19 protein-coding genes are annotated in these 18772 nt (G+C 40.5%); 12 read left to right on the top strand and 7 right to left on the bottom strand.

Features of this window, described 5'->3' with window-relative positions:
- The first annotated feature begins 363 nt into the window (after positions 1-363).
- Positions 364-525 (top strand): metallothionein, encoded by a 162-nt coding sequence (locus VB693_RS09620; protein ID WP_190706393.1) that lies wholly within the window; start codon positions 364-366, stop codon positions 523-525.
- Positions 498-725: a hypothetical protein gene (locus tag VB693_RS09615; protein WP_323266059.1), complete on the top strand. Its 228-nt coding sequence runs from the start codon at positions 498-500 to the stop codon at positions 723-725. Before VB693_RS09620 ends, VB693_RS09615 begins: the two co-directional genes overlap by 28 nt.
- Here the strand turns inward: VB693_RS09615 and hemL are convergent.
- Positions 662-1960, bottom strand: a complete 1299-nt coding sequence (hemL, locus tag VB693_RS09610) for a glutamate-1-semialdehyde 2,1-aminomutase (protein ID WP_190706310.1) — start codon at positions 1958-1960, stop codon at positions 662-664. The two genes, VB693_RS09615 and hemL, sit on opposite strands and share 64 nt — an antisense overlap.
- 109 nt (positions 1961-2069) lie before the next feature.
- Here hemL and VB693_RS09605 point away from each other — a divergent pair, with 109 nt between their 5' ends.
- The 3 genes from VB693_RS09605 to VB693_RS09595 all read left to right on the top strand — a co-directional run bounded on the left by VB693_RS09605 (position 2070) and on the right by VB693_RS09595 (position 3747).
- Complete coding sequence (locus tag VB693_RS09605) at positions 2070-2264, top strand: ChaB family protein (protein ID WP_190706307.1); 195 nt, start codon at positions 2070-2072, stop codon at positions 2262-2264.
- A 97-nt stretch (positions 2265-2361) separates the two neighbouring features.
- Positions 2362-3012: a bifunctional phosphoribosyl-AMP cyclohydrolase/phosphoribosyl-ATP diphosphatase HisIE gene (gene hisIE, locus VB693_RS09600; RefSeq protein WP_323266058.1), complete on the top strand. Its 651-nt coding sequence runs from the start codon at positions 2362-2364 to the stop codon at positions 3010-3012.
- Between the two features lie 537 nt (positions 3013-3549).
- Complete coding sequence (locus VB693_RS09595) at positions 3550-3747, top strand: DUF2811 domain-containing protein (RefSeq protein WP_087538495.1); 198 nt, start codon at positions 3550-3552, stop codon at positions 3745-3747.
- Positions 3748-3959: 212 nt separating this feature from the next.
- Here VB693_RS09595 and VB693_RS09590 read toward each other — a convergent pair whose 3' ends face one another.
- Entirely contained in the window at positions 3960-4676 is a 717-nt protein-coding gene (locus VB693_RS09590) for a response regulator transcription factor (RefSeq protein WP_190706302.1), read from the bottom strand.
- A 690-nt stretch (positions 4677-5366) separates the two neighbouring features.
- Between VB693_RS09590 and VB693_RS09585 the strand changes: the two genes are divergently transcribed.
- On the top strand, positions 5367-5978 hold the full coding sequence (locus VB693_RS09585; RefSeq protein ID WP_323266057.1) for a CPP1-like family protein: 612 nt from the start codon (positions 5367-5369) through the stop codon (positions 5976-5978).
- Between the two features lie 60 nt (positions 5979-6038).
- On the opposite strand, the gene VB693_RS09580 is transcribed toward VB693_RS09585, so the two are convergent.
- The 3 genes from VB693_RS09580 to VB693_RS09570 all read right to left on the bottom strand — a co-directional run bounded on the left by VB693_RS09580 (position 6039) and on the right by VB693_RS09570 (position 9300).
- A complete protein-coding gene (locus VB693_RS09580; RefSeq protein ID WP_323266056.1) occupies positions 6039-6746 on the bottom strand; it encodes an HAD family hydrolase in 708 nt (235 codons plus the stop codon).
- 119 nt (positions 6747-6865) lie between these two features.
- A complete protein-coding gene (gene hppD, locus VB693_RS09575) occupies positions 6866-7900 on the bottom strand; it encodes a 4-hydroxyphenylpyruvate dioxygenase (RefSeq protein WP_323266055.1) in 1035 nt (344 codons plus the stop codon).
- Positions 7901-8031: 131 nt separating this feature from the next.
- Positions 8032-9300, bottom strand: a complete 1269-nt coding sequence (locus VB693_RS09570; RefSeq protein WP_416233378.1) for a transposase-like zinc-binding domain-containing protein — start codon at positions 9298-9300, stop codon at positions 8032-8034.
- A gap of 106 nt (positions 9301-9406) precedes the next feature.
- Between VB693_RS09570 and VB693_RS09560 the strand changes: the two genes are divergently transcribed.
- From VB693_RS09560 to VB693_RS09550, 3 genes are all read left to right on the top strand, one after another.
- Entirely contained in the window at positions 9407-10006 is a 600-nt protein-coding gene (locus VB693_RS09560) for a cytochrome b/b6 domain-containing protein (RefSeq protein WP_323266054.1), read from the top strand.
- A 35-nt stretch (positions 10007-10041) separates the two neighbouring features.
- A complete protein-coding gene (locus tag VB693_RS09555) occupies positions 10042-10764 on the top strand; it encodes a molybdopterin-dependent oxidoreductase (protein WP_323266053.1) in 723 nt (240 codons plus the stop codon).
- Positions 10765-10850: 86 nt separating this feature from the next.
- Entirely contained in the window at positions 10851-12284 is a 1434-nt protein-coding gene (locus tag VB693_RS09550) for a bifunctional orotidine-5'-phosphate decarboxylase/orotate phosphoribosyltransferase (RefSeq protein ID WP_323266052.1), read from the top strand.
- Between the two features lie 237 nt (positions 12285-12521).
- Here VB693_RS09550 and VB693_RS09545 read toward each other — a convergent pair whose 3' ends face one another.
- A complete protein-coding gene (locus VB693_RS09545; protein WP_190706280.1) occupies positions 12522-12857 on the bottom strand; it encodes a hypothetical protein in 336 nt (111 codons plus the stop codon).
- Positions 12858-13241: 384 nt separating this feature from the next.
- Positions 13242-13643 carry a fasciclin domain-containing protein gene (locus VB693_RS09540; protein ID WP_190706390.1) on the bottom strand — a complete coding sequence of 134 codons (402 nt, stop codon included), beginning with the start codon at positions 13641-13643 and terminating at the stop codon, positions 13242-13244.
- Positions 13644-14002: 359 nt separating this feature from the next.
- On the opposite strand from VB693_RS09540, the gene VB693_RS09535 reads away from it, so the two are divergent.
- From VB693_RS09535 to VB693_RS09525, 3 genes are all read left to right on the top strand, one after another.
- Entirely contained in the window at positions 14003-14953 is a 951-nt protein-coding gene (locus VB693_RS09535) for a putative 2-dehydropantoate 2-reductase (RefSeq protein WP_323266051.1), read from the top strand.
- A gap of 181 nt (positions 14954-15134) precedes the next feature.
- Positions 15135-18146, top strand: coding sequence for a valine--tRNA ligase (locus VB693_RS09530; protein ID WP_323266050.1), 3012 nt, complete (start codon positions 15135-15137; stop codon positions 18144-18146).
- A 69-nt stretch (positions 18147-18215) separates the two neighbouring features.
- Positions 18216-18659, top strand: coding sequence for a hypothetical protein (locus VB693_RS09525; protein WP_323266049.1), 444 nt, complete (start codon positions 18216-18218; stop codon positions 18657-18659).
- Positions 18660-18772: the final 113 nt, after the last annotated feature.

Below are 18772 nucleotides of genomic sequence, written 5' to 3'. Positions count from 1 at the left end.
TCCTTTGAAGAGTTGCTAAAGTTGAATCTGATTTATGTAAAGCAATTAACAGGTCAAACAACTTATTATACTTATACTTCTAGATAGTGTCGAGTCTCTATCATGTCCTTAAATCAAAGACTGCGATCGCATTTGTTGTACGTAAGCAGATTTTAAGCTCGCTGATTTTAATTCATCAAAAATATACAACTTACGTACTATTACTTAATTAAAAATTTTGAGCTATCTGGATTCAAGTTTCTGATCTGATTGAGCAGATTTTTATCTTCATTGCTCAGAAATTTACGTTAAATTATATAAATAATATATGAATATCTGTTCAGGTATAATAGTGTAATTACAGTAATATTTGGGAGAAAAATGATGACAACCGTAAATCAATTGAAATGTGCCTGTCCGGATTGCCTCTGTATCGTTTCCATAGAGGATGCAATTAACAAGGAGGGGAAATACTACTGTTCTGAAGGCTGTGCAGAGGGTCATAAAACCATCAAAGGATGCAATCACAAAGGATGTGGCTGTTAATTAGTGCTGAGTTGAAAGTGCTGAGTTATGAATATTACATAGGTCTTACCCATAACTCAGCACTCCTCACTCCTCACTCAGCACCGGCTAAACGCCGCGCTACCGCTAACAGCACTCAGCACTCAGCACTCCTCACTCATAGACTAGATAATACATCCCGTGCGATCGCGATCGTTTGGTCAATATCTTCTTCAGTGTGAGCTAAAGAAGTAAAACCAGCCTCAAACTGAGAAGGTGCTAAATAAACACCGCGCTCTAACATACCGCGATGGAAACGGCCAAATTTGGCTGTATCTGACTTTTTGGCATCTTCATAGTTATGTACAGGCCCAGAAGTGAAGAATAAGCCGAACATCGCGCTAATATTACCACCGCAAACTGCATGACCAGTTTCTTGAGCCGCTTTTAGCAAGCCATCTGCTAGTCTTTTAGTGATTCGCTCCAGATATTCATAACTACCTGGTTTTTGCAATAATTCCAAGGTTTTAATTCCCGCAGTCATCGCTAGGGGATTTCCCGAAAGAGTTCCGGCTTGATATACAGGGCCAGCCGGGGCAATCATAGACATAATATCGCGGCGACCACCGTAAGCACCTACTGGCAATCCACCACCAATGACTTTACCCATCGTGGTTAAATCGGGTTTGATGCCAAATTTTTCTTGTGCGCCACCATAGGCAATACGGAAACCTGTCATTACTTCATCAAACACAAGTAACGCCCCATACTCATGAGTTAGTTCCCGCAATCCTTCTAAAAAGCCAGCATCAGGGGTAATAAATCCGGCGTTACCCACAACAGGTTCTAAAATCACACCAGAAATCTGATCGGGGTTTTCTTCAAATAAAGCTTTAACTGCTTCTAGGTCGTTGTATGGGGCGGTAAGAGTGCTGATAGTCGCTGATTTAGGCACACCTGGGGAATCAGGTAAACCCAGGGTGGCTACACCTGAGCCAGCTTTGACTAAGAACATATCAGCGTGTCCGTGATAGCAGCCTTCAAACTTGATGACTTTCTCGCGGTTTGTAAAAGCTCGCATCAGCCGTAGCACAGCCATACAAGCTTCTGTGCCTGAGTTAACAAATCTCACCATTTCGATGCTAGGAACGGCAGCAATTACCATTTCCGCCAGGACATTTTCTAGCACGGAAGGCGCACCGAAGCTAGTACCTTTTTCTAACGCTTCATGGAGTGCGCTAATCACTTCTGGATGAGCATGACCACAAATAGCCGGCCCCCAAGTGCCTACATAGTCGATGTATTGGTTGCCATCTACATCCCAGATATACGCGCCTTTGACCCTGTCAAAAACTATGGGTTGTCCCCCTACAGATTTAAAGGCACGAACTGGGGAACTAACTCCGCCTGGCATCAGGTTTTGAGCAGCAGCAAAAACTTCTTGTGATTTTGTGGTTTTAATTGTGGTGTTTACCAAGGTTTTCTCCTATCTGTGGGCATTCAAAAAAAGCTCTATCTTAGGATAGGGTTAAATTTTGCCTAGAACTTATATCGTATAAAATTAACAGAGACAAAAAAATAACAATATGTTATACAAGTCGAATCAAGACTTGCCTTTAGAGATCCGTACCCAACTATCTGAGGCATACCAAGACCTTTATCGGGCGGCCTTTAACTCGGCAATTCACTGGTATGGTGAAGTTTCTAAGGCTCATCACGTTGCGTCAAGTGCTGTGAGAATGCAGTCCGCCATGCAAAGGGATGTTGTTTTACAAAGATGATCAATATATTGTGTGGAAAAATCATACCAGTCGAACTATTGATAATGGTATCGTGAAACCAGGCATCATTAGATTTATTTAAAGAAAATTAGCTGGTATGTTTTCCACCGATCCAAATTCATTACACAACGCCATCCCCGTCGAAAAAATCCGCTACGATGAACGGGGTTTAGTGCCAGCGATTGTCCAAGATTACCTGGATGGCACGGTGTTAATGATGGCGTGGATGAATCAGGAATCTTTACAAAAGACTTTAGACACCGAAGAAACATGGTTTTGGAGTCGTTCCCGTCAGGAATTATGGCACAAGGGAGCGACTTCTGGGCATATCCAAAAAGTGCAAAGTATTCGTTATGACTGCGATAGTGACGCTTTGCTAATTGGGGTAGAGCAACTAGGAGATATTGCCTGTCATACAGGCGAACGTAGTTGTTTTCATCAAGTAGAAGGAAAAATCACCGCCCCACCTGGGGATACATTATCTCAGGTGTTTGAGGTAATATGCGATCGCCGCGATCATCCTAGTGAAAGTTCCTATACCTGCAAGTTATTTGCTGGTGGTGATAACAAAATTTTAAAGAAAATTGGGGAAGAATCGGCTGAGGTAGTGATGGCGTTTAAGGATGATGAGCCAGACGCGATCGCTGGTGAAGTGGCAGACTTACTATACCATACAATGGTTGCCTTAGCTCACCATCAAGTAGATTTAAAGGCTGTTTATCGCAAGCTGCAAGAACGTCGGCGTTAGGGAGTAGGTGACAGGTGACAGGTGACAGGTGACATTGTCCGTAATTTTAAATTTTGACCCTTCACTTCGTTCGAGGGCAAGATTTTGAATTTTGAATTAGAGCGCAGCGACTTGACTATTTTGTAATTCTTATCATTGAGTAAAATTTTCCTCACTGATTCCACAGGGTTTCCACAGGAATTTTTGGAGTTTTCCACAGATGTTTTACGAAAGGATGGGTACTTGCAGGCTTACTGGGGATTTTTGATTCACGGTGTGGATAATCTGATTAGACTGAGTTTTTATTAAGTTATGTAATATAAATATAGTTAAAACACTGATTATTTCGTTTGCTTTTATTTTTTATACAATCGTTTTTAACATTTCGCAGCATTGACAAACCTACCCCCTCTTGTCGCACAATGATGCGACTAGGTTTTATAGTTTGTGCAAACGTTGACACCAAAACTTACCTCTGAGATAAGTTTTGATGTTGCCTACAACTGCCTCACACCAAGCGATAGTTCGTTTTAACTGAACTTACACAAGGAAAATCTCATGAACGCAACAGTTAGTATTTTTACAGAAATCCCCGAAACTCTTCATGAATCACTGAAAACTTACTTAGAAGCCCATCCTGATTGGGATCAAAATCGGGTACTGACAGCAGCACTATCATTATTTTTACTGCAAAATGGAGACAGCGATCGCCGTGCTGCCCGTGTTTATTTAGAAACTTTGTTCCATCACTGCTAGTTTAAAAAAGTTTTGTACCGACTTGCCAAAGCTTCTGTACCAGATACTCTTCCGTGCTGGTACAAACGGTACTAATTGATCGTCGTAGAACGACGGGGCTTTTACCCAAATTTCCCGTAATTAAAAATTCAAAATTGGTAATACAAAAATTTGGGCATGGTATACCATGCCCACTAATTATTCATACATAAATTGGGATGATTGAAAACAACTCAAGGATTTGTTTCTAACTGGGAATGAGTTGGACATTCAAATTTATAACCAACTCCACGTACAGTCTGAATTAATGCTGGTTGGCTAGCATCGACTTCAATCTTTTTGCGAATTTGGCCAATATGCACGTCTACAACACGTTGATCACCCACATATTCGTAGTCCCAAACTTCTTGAATCAGTTCTGCACGTCGCCAAACTCGACCAGGATGACTAGCTAAAAAATGTAACAAATCAAATTCCAAAGCTGTTAAGGGTACAGCTTGGCTATTCAGTGTCACCTCTCGCCGTACCGGATCGATCATCAATTTTTCAAATAGCAAGCGTTTCTGTTCGGCGGTAGTTACTACCCTCTGTCGTCTCAAAATAGCGGCTACTCTGACTTCCAGTTCTCCCAAGCCAAATGGCTTCGTGAGATAGTCATCAGCACCTTTGGCAAAACCGCGAATCTTGTCAGTCTCATCTGTACGGCTAGTCAGCATGAGAACAAAAACACCATTACGACTTTGCATTTCTTGACAGAGGTTAAACCCAATTACGTCTGGCAAATTGACATCAAGAATTACCAAATCTGGGTTAAATTGCTCAAATAAGGACAACGCGGTCTTTCCATCCTCAGCAGCTTCTACCTGATAGCTTTGCTTCAACAAAAAGCGTTGGATTAAATTCCGCACCGCAGGGTCGTCATCAACTACAAGTATCTTGGCAGGAGCCATGACCATCTCTTTACACAAAAATAAATTTATTTAAGATTAACAGCAGTGTTGCGTAAAACGCAGTTTCCACTGAGGGATGATGTAAGGAGCTACAAGGCTCAGAAATTCATTTCCTGATTTTCTAAATGATAGTGTAATCAAGATGCTGGACAAATATACTAGAAAAAATTTTGTAACTATTTTTACAGTTTAATTTAGATCCTGTCATGAGAAACTTATATGTCCAGCTACCCAATATTAGGCTATTAGCGACAAATCATTTATTCAGCCTGGAAACTTCCCTATATTAATTCAGTGGAGATTTAAAACTTTTCAATTTTAAATCTTTATGTGGATAGATACCACTACTTAGGTTGGAGCTAAATCATAGAAATGTCCTCAAGTTAGGATGGAGTGGTAAACCTAAAGCCGAAAAAATCTTTTTAGAAACATTACATTCTTTAGGTATTCTCAGTTCAAATTCTAGGTTAGAGCTAGAATGGGTCAACGACATGAGGGTATACACGGAGTTATAACAATATGTTAAAGTGGCTGTAGCTGAAATTCCTGGGTCAATCTGACTAACGCGTGCTACTATCCTGGTAGAGCATAAAATTCGGTCGATAGGTTTGTCTTCGATCCAATTAAAATCTAAAATTGTTATTCTGCAACAAAAAATTGCCTCTGACTAAGGCTGAAGTATAAACTCCCATGAGCGATCAAAATCCCTACGAAAAACTTGGGGTATCAGAAGATGCTAGCTTCGATGAGATTCAGGACGCTCGCAATCGCCTGATGGAGCAATGTAGCGGCGATGCCAAGAGTGTAGAAATCGTTGAGGCAGCTTACGATGCGATTTTAATGGATCGCTTACGGATGCGCCAGGAAGGAAAAATCAAAGTACCAGAGCGTATTCGCTTCCCAGAATTGAGGATACAATCTGCTCCCAAAGAAAGTCCTACGCCTCGTGAGCAATCACCTGCATGGCTGCAAAATATTCTGGATCAGCCCACAAAGGCAGATGTGCTTTTACCCGGTGCTTGGTATGTGGGTTTGAGTGCAGTCAGCATTTTTACAGGTAATCAAGTTTTACAGCTGTCCTTAGTGGTTGGGGTAGGAGTTAGTATTTTCTTTCTCAATCGCAAAGAAGGTAGATTTGGCCGAGCAGTTTTGTTTACTCTCGTTGGGCTAATCATTGGCTTAATTGCGGGAGGGCTAATTGCTGGCTGGCTGTTACCACAAATACCATATCTCTCGGCTAATCAGTTTTCGACTGTACTGACGTTTATATTGTTGTGGTTAGTTAGTAGTTTTCTGCGTTAAGTACAATTCTCAATCTAACTCAGCCAAAACCCCTTTCTGAATAAGGAAGGGGTTTTTAGTTTATGTGTTTGATGATGAAGTTGATACTCTAGATTCCAGGATGAAATTTACCGCAGTATTTAAATCTGGAACAATTAAGTCAGGATAGTAAAGTTCCAATTGCGTGCGATCGCGGATACCAGATTCAACAGCCATAACTTTAATATCATGCTTTTTAGCGGCGGCAATGTCAGCTTCTGTATCCCCTACCATCCAAGTATCGGCTGCGGGGGGTAGTTCTGCTAATGCCCTGGTCATTAATAGGGGTTTATCTTCAATATCGCGAGTTTTTACATAATCGTTACTGAGGCAATAACAGCGATTTTCAGGAAAAAATCGCCCTAAATCGTATTTTTGGCAGGCATAATCTAACTCCTTCACCCGGCGCATCGTCATCACAGCTAAATCAACGCCAGCCTGCTGAATTTTTAACAATGCTTCTACAGCACCTGGGATGAGGCTATCATACTCAAAGTAAGATTCTGTATGTACTGTTTTGCGCCGCAATTGGGCAAATTCTTGAGCTTGCGTCTCATCTAAACCGGAATTCAAAGCAATTTGTTTTTCTGGAATTTGCGATCGCTTCATTTGCCAAAATTCCGCTTTAGCCAGTTGTCGCACTGCTTGGTGGGGATATCGGATTTCTTCGAGGCAAAATAGATAGACACGATAATACCTCTCGGAAACATCCATGATAGGGCCGTCGAAGTCGGTAATTAATCTCAGCATCGGCGGAAGTCAGTGTTAATTTTTATTACAAATATTTTACCTCGATGTAATGAGTCATCAATAAATATTTTCCCTACTCCCCACTCTTTACTCAGCACTCAGCACTCAGCACTCAGCACTCAGCACTCTAAAGTCCCGCGTTTGATTTGTTCGCTTTCAATAGCTTCAAACAAGGCGCGAAAATTACCTTCTCCGAAGCCTTGTGCTTGGCGACGACGTTCGATAAATTCAAAGAAAAAGGTTGGTTGCCCGAAGATAGGCTGAGTAAAAATTTGTAACAATACTCCTTGATCGGAATCTTGCTGCCAATCTACCAAAATTTCCTGTTGAGCGATCGCGGCTAATTCTACAGATGATAGGGGAAGTCCGGGGCGGCTTTGGAGTTGGGAGTAGTAGGTTTGGGGTACGGAGAGTAAAGATAACCCACGCTGACGAAATTGGGCGATCGCGTTGACAAGATTGGTGGTTTGCAAGGCGATGTGTTGAATGCCTGCGCCGCGATTGCAATCTAAAAACTCTTGAATTTGAGAATTTTGGGAAGCTGGTTCATTCACTGGTAACTGCACATTACCTTGGCGGGAAACCATGACTTGACTATACAAAGCAGAGCGATCGGTTTGAATTTTAAAAGTCTGGCGGGGTTGAAAATCTAGAATTTTGTCATACCAACTAACTACACGCTCTAAGTCACCTGCTGCCACATTCAAGACTATATGATCTATAGCGGTGACAATGTTGTTTGATGGGCTTTGATGGGGTTCTGGGGGGCGTTCAATTAAGGTATGAGTCAAACTACCCCAAGCAGCTATTTTGCTGCATTTATGGAAAAAATCACCTACTTGTCGTTCCTCGATAGATTGTAAGACTTTCGCACCGTGATTTTGAGCATGAGCGATCGCCGCTTCCACATCTTCAACTGCAAACGCAATATCTACTACACCAGGGGGGTGTTGACGCAAAAAATCAGCTACTGGACTGGTGGGTAATACAGGTGAAGACAGCAAAAACTTGACCACACCACTTTTCACTGCCTCTGTGCAAGTGTGGAATGAATGGATACCACTAGCTACTGATGTGAAACCCAGATAGTTTACAAACCAATCTCGCCAGACTTTGGCATCTTCTACATAGAAGTGAACATGATCAATTTTCATATATTCTCAAAATCTAGCACCACAGCTGATCTAATTGTAAATTTTGTCGTTATTGCTAGATTTTTGAGTCTTGCCTGGGCAATAATTATGCAGACGCAGTAAATTAGATTACATTGACATACATAATCAAGCTATAAATTGCTACATCCCAAGGGCTGATCTTTAGACTTAGTGACTTCGTATTCTTTACCGTTGGCTTTCAAGGTAAATAGGGCTGATGACTGCAAAAACTTGATAAAGCTAGAACCAAGTTTTAATTTCTTGATAATTGAATTAGGCGATTGACCACATATTTTTTGTAATTCTGTGCCTAATTTTGATACAGATAATTTACTTTTAGGAGACTTAATATAGATATTATGAATAATTTCTAAAAGCAATTGCTCTAAGTCTGTTTGGGAATGAACCTCTTGGCAAACAGGGGATGTTGTAGGAGAATGAGGCGTTTGGGTAAGCGGATCTGCTTTTTCTGACTTATCATTATGTAACTCTAGATGACATCGCTCTTGAAATAAATTAGCGATCGCCACGAGATTATTGAGTTTAGTTTCAATAGATTCTTGCTCAGACTTAATTAAATTTTCTATTTTATGCACTACATCTTCCAAAGAAGGAATTTCCATTGTTAAGGGGAGAGAATAGAAAATGGATTGCCTATTATTGCAGTTTTCTATATGCAGTATTTGGGCTTGTCTACGTACCCAATACACTGTTAAACCCTGGTTTAGCAGTTCATTACAAAGGTGCTTTAAAATGGCATCTCCAGAGCAGACTAATACTTCTTTCACAGTAGGATAATAATGTAAAATATTAGCACCAACTGTCATCATTTTCGCATCAGCACTGTCTTTGCCATCAGGCACATGAACGAGTTGATAACCTCGCGCATATAAATCTATATCTTGTTTGCCGATACTAGGATTTTTCCAATTTGCAAAACCTATTTTGACTTTGAGCGGATATTTACATATGCTGGCTAAAAATGTTTCAATATCAATATTTATTTTTAAGTTTTCTACATCCAATAATATTAAAGAAATTCCTTTTTCTGCAAAATCAGTTCTATTTTCTATTGGTTGTTGAATTTTCTTAATAAACTGATAGACTAAGGGAGATTCTAACCACCCATTTGATAGGATATTTTGTAATAGTTCTTCTAATAGGCTTAAACTAAAAGATGCCGTAGATGTTGCAGTCGTTTTTTCCGTTATAGCCTGATTTTCTAAAACGACTGAGATTTCACTATGCCCAATAATATCCGTCATCAACTCATTTTCTTCGGAATGAGGTAATACAGACTCTAGGAATTGTTTACCGCAGTTCTTGCACAGGTAATTCTGCCTACCCTTCCGATGACCATTTTTACGATATGAAGTTGATGCACAATGAGGACATTTCATTTTCTTCTTCAGCCTGTCTTGTGCTGATGATTACCTCTAAGTATGTGATTTGAAAAGTTTGCTTCACATTTTTTAATATAATTATTTAACTAAAACATTTAAATCCATGACTGCAACTATTCCCCCAAAGATGAGAAAACTACCCACCCAAGCCATAGGGGCTAAGGTTTTCCACTCTATCAGCATCATTAGCCTATTTCTCATGGTGACTAGTGGACTGCAAATTTACAATGCTAACCCTGTGTTTGGTGGACGTGACGGTTTACACATACCTCATATATTTACCTTAGGGGGTTGGCTAGCAGGTGGTAGACACTGGCATTTTGCATCTATGTGGCTATTTTCCCTAAATCTTCTGTGGTACGGAATTTATGTTTTAACTACTCGACGCTGGCGACATCGATTTGTTGGTGTTAACGATATCAAAGCATTACAAAAAACTCAGAATCCTAAACGTCTAGTTTATGCTTGGCATCGGATTGTCTATACATCCATTATTCCGATTTTGCTACTGGCATTATTGACTGGGATAGGTATGTATAAACCTGCTCAATTTCCTGTTATTGTTGATATGTTTGGGAGTTGGGAAGCTTTACGAATCGTTCATTTTACCTCAGTCCCAATGTCCATAATATTTGCTATTATTCACTCATTTTTAGGGCGTAAAGCGGGAGGAAAAGAACTCACAGCCTCAATGTTTTGGTAGAACAAATATTAATTGCTAATCTTGCATGATTAAATATGGATTTAATTCGTCTGCGCCATCCCCAATTAAGCCGCCGTAAATTTTTAAATATTTCCGGTATTTCTAGCATAAGTTTTTTGCTAGGTGGTTGTGGTACACCAATATTTGAAGATTTGGTGGGTACACTTTCTGAACCACTGAATCAAAAAATAGAAAAGCTAATATTTAGCCCCCAGAAGGCAGTCCCAGAATTTTCAATTAGCGAAATTCAACCAGAGGAATTAATAGTTAATACCTTTCGGTATACGCCAATTATTGATATAGAAAAATATCGTTTAATTATTGATGGTGAAGTTGATCATCCTTTAAGCCTGAGTATGGCAGAGATTCAAAATTTGCCCTTAACTTCCATGATTATACGCCATATTTGTGTAGAAGGTTGGGCTGCGATCGTGCAATGGGGTGGCATCCGTTTAAGAGAAATTATTGCCCTTGCCCAACCTAAAAGTAATGTCCGATATGCGTATTTTAAATCGGCTGACGGCTACTACGAAAGTTGGGATATTGCTTCAGCTTTACATCCTCAAACACTGTTAGCTTATCAAAAAAATGGTGAACCTTTACCAGTTGATAATGGTGCGCCTTTACGCCTTGCTTCGCCAATTAAACTTGGTTATAAACAGAGTAAGTGGGTAACTCAAATTACTCTCACGAGCCATCTAACACCTTTCCAAGGCTACTGGGAGGATCAGGGTTATGAATGGTTTGCGGGTATTTAGAAGAGTTCGGAGTATAGGGGACGAAAGAGAAGGAGACAAGGGCGAAATATCCAATGCCCATTAACTAGTGATTATCGACTAAATAAATGATTTTTTCTGATAAATTACAAACAATTATATCGCAAAATCAAAGTTTACTGTTTGTTGGTCTTGACCCAAATATAGAGATGATGCCTGATATTTATAAATCTCAAGCTATCATCTCTGGTTTGTGGGAATGGATGCAATTTATTATTGCTGAAACTGCTGATTTTGTCTGTGCTTATAAGCCAACATTGGGTTTTTATGAAGCCTTGGGTATTCCTGGTTTAGAACTACTGCATAAAACTTTAGCAGCTATTCCAAATCATATTCCGATTATTTTAGACGCGAAACATAGTGATTTAAATACCAGCACTATCTTTGCTAAGACAGTATTTACAGAATGGCAAGTAGATGCAATTACACTTACTCCCTATACAGGACAAGATCATGTAGCTCCATTTTTGGTTTATCCTGATAAAGCAGTGTTTGTCTTATGCTGTACTTCTAACCCAGGTGCAGAGGCTTTACAGCAATATCCTACAAAAGAATCACCGCTTTATTTACAAGTAGTAAAAGAATCAAAAAATTGGGGAACGCCAGAACAATTGGGTTTAGAAGTAGGAACTACTAATTCTGAAGTATTATCTCAAATTAGGGCAGTTGCACCAGAACGGATAATTATGGCGCGTAGTGTTTGGGGTGAGGGAGGTAATTTAAACCGAATCTTAGAAGCAGGTTTAGATAGTAACGGGAATCGTTTATTAATTCCTGTGCCTCAAGATATGTTGGCAAAACAAAATTTATCTGAAGAAGTGAAGTCTTTACGCGCAGAAATTAATCAGATAAAAACTCAAGTAATTCAAAATGCTTCTACCTGTTCTGTGTGGCTTCCAGATGTTGTTTTTCCAAAGCAACACCCTTACCATGATTTGATTTTACAGCTTCATGATATTGGTTGCATTATGTTTGGTGAATTTGTCCAAGCATCAGGGGAAATATTTCCTTATTATATTGATTTACGCAAAATCATTTCTAACCCCCAGGTTTTTAATCAAGTTCTTAGTGGCTATGAAAAAATTTTAAAAAATTTAACTTTTGACAGATTAGCGGGTATTCCTTATGGTTCTTTACCCACTGCTACTGGCTTATCTTTACGTCTGCATTGTCCAATGATTTTCCCTCGAAAAGAGGTAAAAGTACATGGAACTCGCAGACTAATTGAAGGTAATTTTTATCCAGGGGAAACAGTGGCGGTTGTTGATGATATTCTCATTAGTGGTAAAAGTGTGATGGAAGGGGCAGAAAAGTTAAAGTCATCTGGGCTAAATGTGCAGGATATTGTGGTATTTATTGACCATGAACAAGGTGTACAAAAGAGATTAGTAGAAAATGGTTATCGTGGCCATGCAGTTTTAACTATTTCGGAAATAACAGATGTTCTTCATCAATCTGGAAGGATTAATGATGAGCAATTTTTGGCTTTGAGTGAGGGTTAATTCTTAAGGAACAAGGCTTGAGGGAAAAATTTTTAGTCTCAGCCCATGTCCTAATAGCTTGAATATCATAGGCTGAGACTAAAGCTAACTATGACTTCTGGGATTTACAGTACATCCAAACATTTATGATGAGAAAAGAATATCAAACCAAATCCGACTCGACCTTCCAGAACGGCTATACTCAACATTGGTTGCCTTTGGTCATGGAGCAATTGACGACAATTGCTATTCTTTACTTCAAATGTTTTGGGAAATAGTAAAGCGGTGAAGGTGGCGTTTCTGTAAAACGATAGCTGCAACGTTGGTAAGTAAGCAGGTAATTGCTAAACCTAACAAAATATAGGTGGGAGACATCACCACACCAATCATGAACCAAGTATATACGTGTAGTATCATTAAGACTGCGAAAACACTTGCAATGCTAGCAGCTTGCCAAATTTGAAGGGTTGGACGACTAATGACAGCTAAAATTATGGTTGACAATGTAGCTAGTAAATTAGCAGGGACAAGAAAGGCACAAATCCCCACGCAGTTAGCACGAGAGAACTCAGCTAAGTTATGAAAATAAAGCATTAATCTGTTGGGATAATGTTGGCATCTAAAACTCAATATATTTTTAGATATATCAACTTAACTTAGCATATATCTAAAGTAAATACTTCTGTGTATATTTAACATAAATTACAATTCATCAGTCTATAAGTATGCTTTTAATAAACTATTCTAATGATTTAGCGATAAATCAGGTGGGTAATACCCACCCAAATAATCATTAATGGGTCTTAGGCAAAAAACACCTATAAAATAGCCTCAAACGTATATATCAAGAGACTTGGACATCGCTTTGATTGATTTGTTCGTATATCTGGGTTTCAGGCGTTTTAGTGTATTTGGTGTATTTCCCTTACCCCGCAAAGGTTTTAAGCTTATTTAACCCTCAAAAATGTTTAAGTCCCGTTAACCCATCAAAATCACAGTATCGATAACGTGAATAATACCGTTATCAGCTTCAATATCTGCGGCTAAAACCGTGGCGTTTTTGACCTCAAAACCTTCAGAACAATCAATCTTGATAGGTGAACCCTCAACAGATGTGACTGTACCAAGTTTCGCTAAGTCAGCCTGTTTCAGCTTGCCAGGCACGACATGATAGGTGAGTATTCTGGTTAACTGGGGAATATTCTGTACCAAAGTTTGGATAGTTCCTGGCGGTAATTTAGCAAAAGCATCATCATTGGGTGCAAAAACAGTAAAAGGGCCAGGACTTTTTAATGTTTCTACTAAACCAGCAGCTTTGACAGCAGTCACCAGAGTTTTAAAAGCATCAGCACTAATTGCAATATCAACAATATCAGCCATTTTTTTACCTAATGATTGGGGATTGAGAAAATAGATTTTCATTGTGTCTCCTGCCAAAAATTTTAAATTATTGTGAAACAGGTTTAATTTTTATGAATAAATTATTTCAAACTAGCTTCCTTCTCTCAGAGAGACTGCGCCCTAAGCGTAGCTATACCGCAGGCTTTACGGAACACTGCGTGAACGCGTAGCGTATCCGTAGGATTCACCCCGCATGGGTACACTACAAACCATTAATCATTTACGCCGTTCTACTTGAAAAACTTTTGACTTTTGACTTTTGACTTTTGCGTAGCGGTAGTAGTTGGTTTTTAGACACTGGTCTATGATAGTCATCAGAAAATTTTGGGCAAAAAAGTATGAGTGAACAGCATTGCAAATATGGCATCTTGGGAACTGGTGCATTAGGCGGATTTTACGGTGCTAAATTGCAAAAAGCTGGTTTAGATGTTCACTTTTTACTCAAGAGTGACTACGAACACGTTACAAACCACGGTTTAATCGTCGAGTCAAAAGACGGTGACTTTACCCTCCCCCAAGTGAACGCCTACAACGATGTCACCAAGATGCCAAAATGCGATGTGGTAGTAGTGGCACTAAAAACGACTCAAAACCATTTGCTACCGCAGTTATTACCACCTGTTGTTCAAGATGGTGGAGTGGTGTTGTTATTACAGAATGGACTAGGTGTAGAAGAAGAAATAGCCCAAATTCTCCACAAAGTTCATGTAATTGGTGGTTTGTGCTTCCTGTGTTCTAATAAAGTGGGGTCAGGGCATATCCGGCATTTGGACTATGGACACATCACTTTAGGGGAATATATCCCTGAATATTCTGCGGCTGGAATTACAGAAAAAATGCAGCAAATAGCCCAAGATTTCCAAAGTGCAGGAGTTGGGATTGAATTAGCAGAAGATTTATTACTGGCACGTTGGAAAAAACTGGTGTGGAATATTCCTTACAATGGACTGTCTGTAATTCTCAACGCTAGCACTGACGGATTAATGAGAGATACTAATACTCGCACACTAGTAGAACAAATCATGTATGAGGTGCAAGGTGGGGCAAATAGTATGGGGCGGATAATTCCTGATAGCTTCATCCAAACCATGTTAGATTACACCATCAAGATGACCCCTTACCGTCCCAGCATGAAAATCGACTATGATGAACACCGTCCGTTGGAAGTAGAAGCAATTTTAGGCACCCCATTAATAAAAGCCCAAGCCGCCGGAGTAAACCTACCACAAATTAACTGTCTATACCACCAGTTAAAATTTTTGGATGAGAAGAATCATAAGACGCGATGAATCGCGTTTCTACAAAAATTCAATATTTCTTCTTCCCAGCCTTTCAACTTTGGATTTGCAATGAGTGGATTTTAGATTATTCAATCTAAAATCTAAAATTCCTAGTCCCCAATCCCCAGTCCTCAATCCCCAACCCTGTGGCAAAATTTATTAGAGTCCTTCCAAACGTGAATTTCCCAGAATGACCGCAACTATACCAAATCTTCCCAGTCTCTACGATCCTTTTTCCACTGAAGCAAAGTGGCAAAAATTCTGGGAAGACAACCAAATTTACAAAGCTGACCCCAATCATGGTGGTGAACCTTATTGTGTCGTAATTCCGCCACCAAACGTTACCGGTAGTCTGCACATGGGTCACGCCTTCGAGAGTGCGTTGATTGATACTCTCGTGCGCTATCACCGGATGCAGGGACGGAATACCCTGTGGCTACCAGGAACTGACCACGCTAGTATTGCTGTCCACACCATTCTAGAAAAACAACTCAAAGCCGAGGGTAAAACCCGCTATGAGTTGGGACGCGACCAATTTTTAGAACGTGCTTGGAAGTGGAAAGCGGAATCAGGGGGAACAATTGTTAATCAGCTGCGACGCTTGGGTGTGTCGGTAGACTGGTCACGGGAGAGGTTTACGCTGGATGAGGGCTTATCTAAAGCTGTGGTAGAAGCTTTTGTGAGTCTCTATGATGAAGGTTTAATTTATCGTGGTGAATATTTAGTTAACTGGTGTCCGGCTTCCCAGTCGGCTGTCTCTGATGTTGAGGTGGAATCTAGAGAGATTGAGGGGAATCTTTGGTATTTCCGCTATCCCTTAACAGATGCTTCTGGTTATATAGAGGTGGCGACGACTCGCCCAGAAACTATGCTGGGTGATACGGGTGTAGCTGTCAATCCCAATGATGACCGATATAAACACCTGATTGGTAAAACTTTAACTCTGCCAATTATGCAACGGAAAATTCCCATCATTGGCGATGAATTAGTTGACCCCACTTTCGGGACAGGTTGCGTGAAGGTAACACCCGCCCATGACCTGAATGACTTTGAAATGGGTAAGCGTCACAATCTGCCGTTTATTAATATCCTTAATAAAAATGGTACGCTGAACGCTAACGCTGGGGAATTTCAAGGACAAGACCGCTTTGTGGCGAGAAAGAATGTAGTTGCACGCCTCGAAGCCGATGGTGTGTTAGTGAAAGTCGAAGATTATAAGCATACCGTTCCTTATAGCGATCGCGGTAAAGTTCCCGTTGAACCCCTACTATCTACTCAGTGGTTTGTCAAAATTCGCCCAATGGCGGATAAAGCATTAGACTTCCTCGACCAGCAAAACACCCCCGAATTTGTCCCTCAACGCTGGACTAAGGTTTACCGCGATTGGTTAGTAAGTCTCAGAGATTGGTGCATCTCTCGCCAACTATGGTGGGGTCATCAAATCCCAGCTTGGTATGCTGTCAGTGAGACAGACGGACAAATCACCGATAGCACCCCGTTTGTAGTTGCTAAATCTGCAGATGCAGCGTTAGAGAAAGCCAAAGCCCAATTTGGGGAAAATGTCCAGATAGAACAAGACCCAGATGTCTTAGATACCTGGTTTTCTTCTGGTTTGTGGCCGTTTTCTACATTAGGCTGGCCAGAACAAACTCCAGATTTAGCCACCTACTACCCCACCACTACCCTAGTTACAGGCTTTGACATCATCTTCTTCTGGGTAGCTAGAATGACCATGATGGCTGGTCATTTTACTGGACAAATGCCCTTCCAGACCGTTTACATTCACGGCTTGGTCAGGGATGAAAACAATAAAAAGATGTCCAAGTCATCTAACAATGGGATTGACCCACTGTTACTGATTGATAAATACGGAACTGATGCCCTACGTTACACCTTAGTTAAGGAAGTAGCGGGTGCAGGGCAAGATATTCGCTTAGAATACGATCGCAAAAAAGATGAATCATCATCAGTAGAAGCCTCCCGCAACTTTGCTAACAAGTTGTGGAACGCTGCTAGATTCGTGATGATGAATCTAGATGGACAAACCCCAGCACAATTAGGTCAACCACTTGCCACGGAATTAAGCGATCGCTGGATTCTTTCCCGCTATCATCAAGTTATCCAGCAAACCACTAACTCCATCGATAACTACGGTTTAGGAGAAGCAGCCAAAGGACTCTACGAATTTATTTGGGGTGATTTTTGCGACTGGTATATTGAATTAGTTAAATCCCGACTACAAAAGGATGCAGACCCAGAATCGCGGCGAGTAGCCCAACAAATCCTCGCCTACGTACTAGAAGGGATTTTAAAGCTACTGCATCCCTTTATGCCCCACATCACCGAAGAAATTTGGCAGACTCTAACCCAACAACCAGCAGATTCTCAGCAAACGTTAGCTTTACAGCCATATCCGAAGGCTGATAATAACCTCATTAACCCAACCTTAGAAACACAGTTTGAACTGCTAATTGGTACTATCCGCACCATCCGCAATTTACGCGCCGAAGCGGAAGTCAAACCAGGGGTAAAAGTCACAGCAAATTTACAGTCGGAAAATCCACAAGAACGCCAAATCCTCACGGCGGGACAATCTTACATTAAAGATTTAGCCAAGGTGGAGACTTTAACCATTGCTGATGAACCAAAACCCCAAACAGTCGTACAGCCAAAACCCAAAAGTAGTTGGCGGACAATTGTTTGGATTATCGTCGGTTTCATCTTTTTCAGAATCGCCATAGCTGTTGGCGATACCCTAGATGATATTCCTGTCATTGGCATTTTCTTTGAACTCGTTGGTTTGGGTTACGCAACTTGGTTTGTTCTCAGCACTTTATTGTCAGCCAAAGCCAGACAAAAATTCTGGGCGCAGTTATTCCCACCCGCCACAGAAAAAACTCCAGTACCGCAGGAATTACAACCACCAACACAAGAACCAGAAAAAGCTATTGCAGGTGTAGTTGGTACAGTACAGGTAGTCATACCTCTAGATGGTGTGGTGGATTTAGCAGCCATGCGTGCCAAGCTAGAGAAAAGCCTGAGCAAAATTGAAGCCGAAGCGCAATCTCTCAAAGGTAGGTTAAGCAATGCCAACTTTGTGGATAAAGCTAGGCCAGATGTAGTGCAGAGTGCAAGAGAAGCTTTAGCCGAAGCGGAAAAACAAGCAGAGATTTTACGCGATCGCCTGAGTGGTTTAGCATAGCTGTAAAGGGTAATGGGAGTCTTCCCATTACCCTAATTTTGAATTTTGAATGGGAATAAAGCCACAGCCATGCTATATCTAGCCCAAGTCCATAAAAATGAATTTTTAAACCAGTACCAATTACGCTTGTTAGCACGTCAAGAAGCTGATTCCCTTTGGACAATGATTCCAGAAGAAGCTTTCATTTTACTGGGCAAAAGTAACACAATCAGCGAAAAATTGCTGGTGTTAGTAGAACTTTCCGCCACAGGTCATATCGAACATATGGAAGATGCTTGTGACTGGGTATTATATTTAGTGCAAGCTTATCTAACAACTGGTGTCACCCCAGAATTTTTACAACAAGAAGCAGAAAGAGCCGAACAGTGGAGACAATCGCTAACTTTACAAAACCAAGATTTAGCACGTCGCACACTAGAATTAGAAGCGCGTCGTGAGCAAATTCAAGCTCTAGAAGAAAGCCTTAAACGTGAAAGAAATGGTATTCAAAAAGATATTAGTAGCGACTCTTAAATACTATTGATTCTTGATAAAATATCAAAAATTTAACTTGAATAAATAACTATATTTTTATTAGCTATTTGCAGAAAGAATACAACAAATAAACCCTTTTTAGAGACGCGACT

The organism is Anabaena sp. UHCC 0399, from assembly GCF_034931465.1.
Taxonomy (GTDB): Bacteria; Cyanobacteriota; Cyanobacteriia; order Cyanobacteriales; family Nostocaceae; genus Trichormus; species Trichormus minutissimus.
This window is presented reverse-complemented; position numbering and strand designations above follow the sequence as displayed.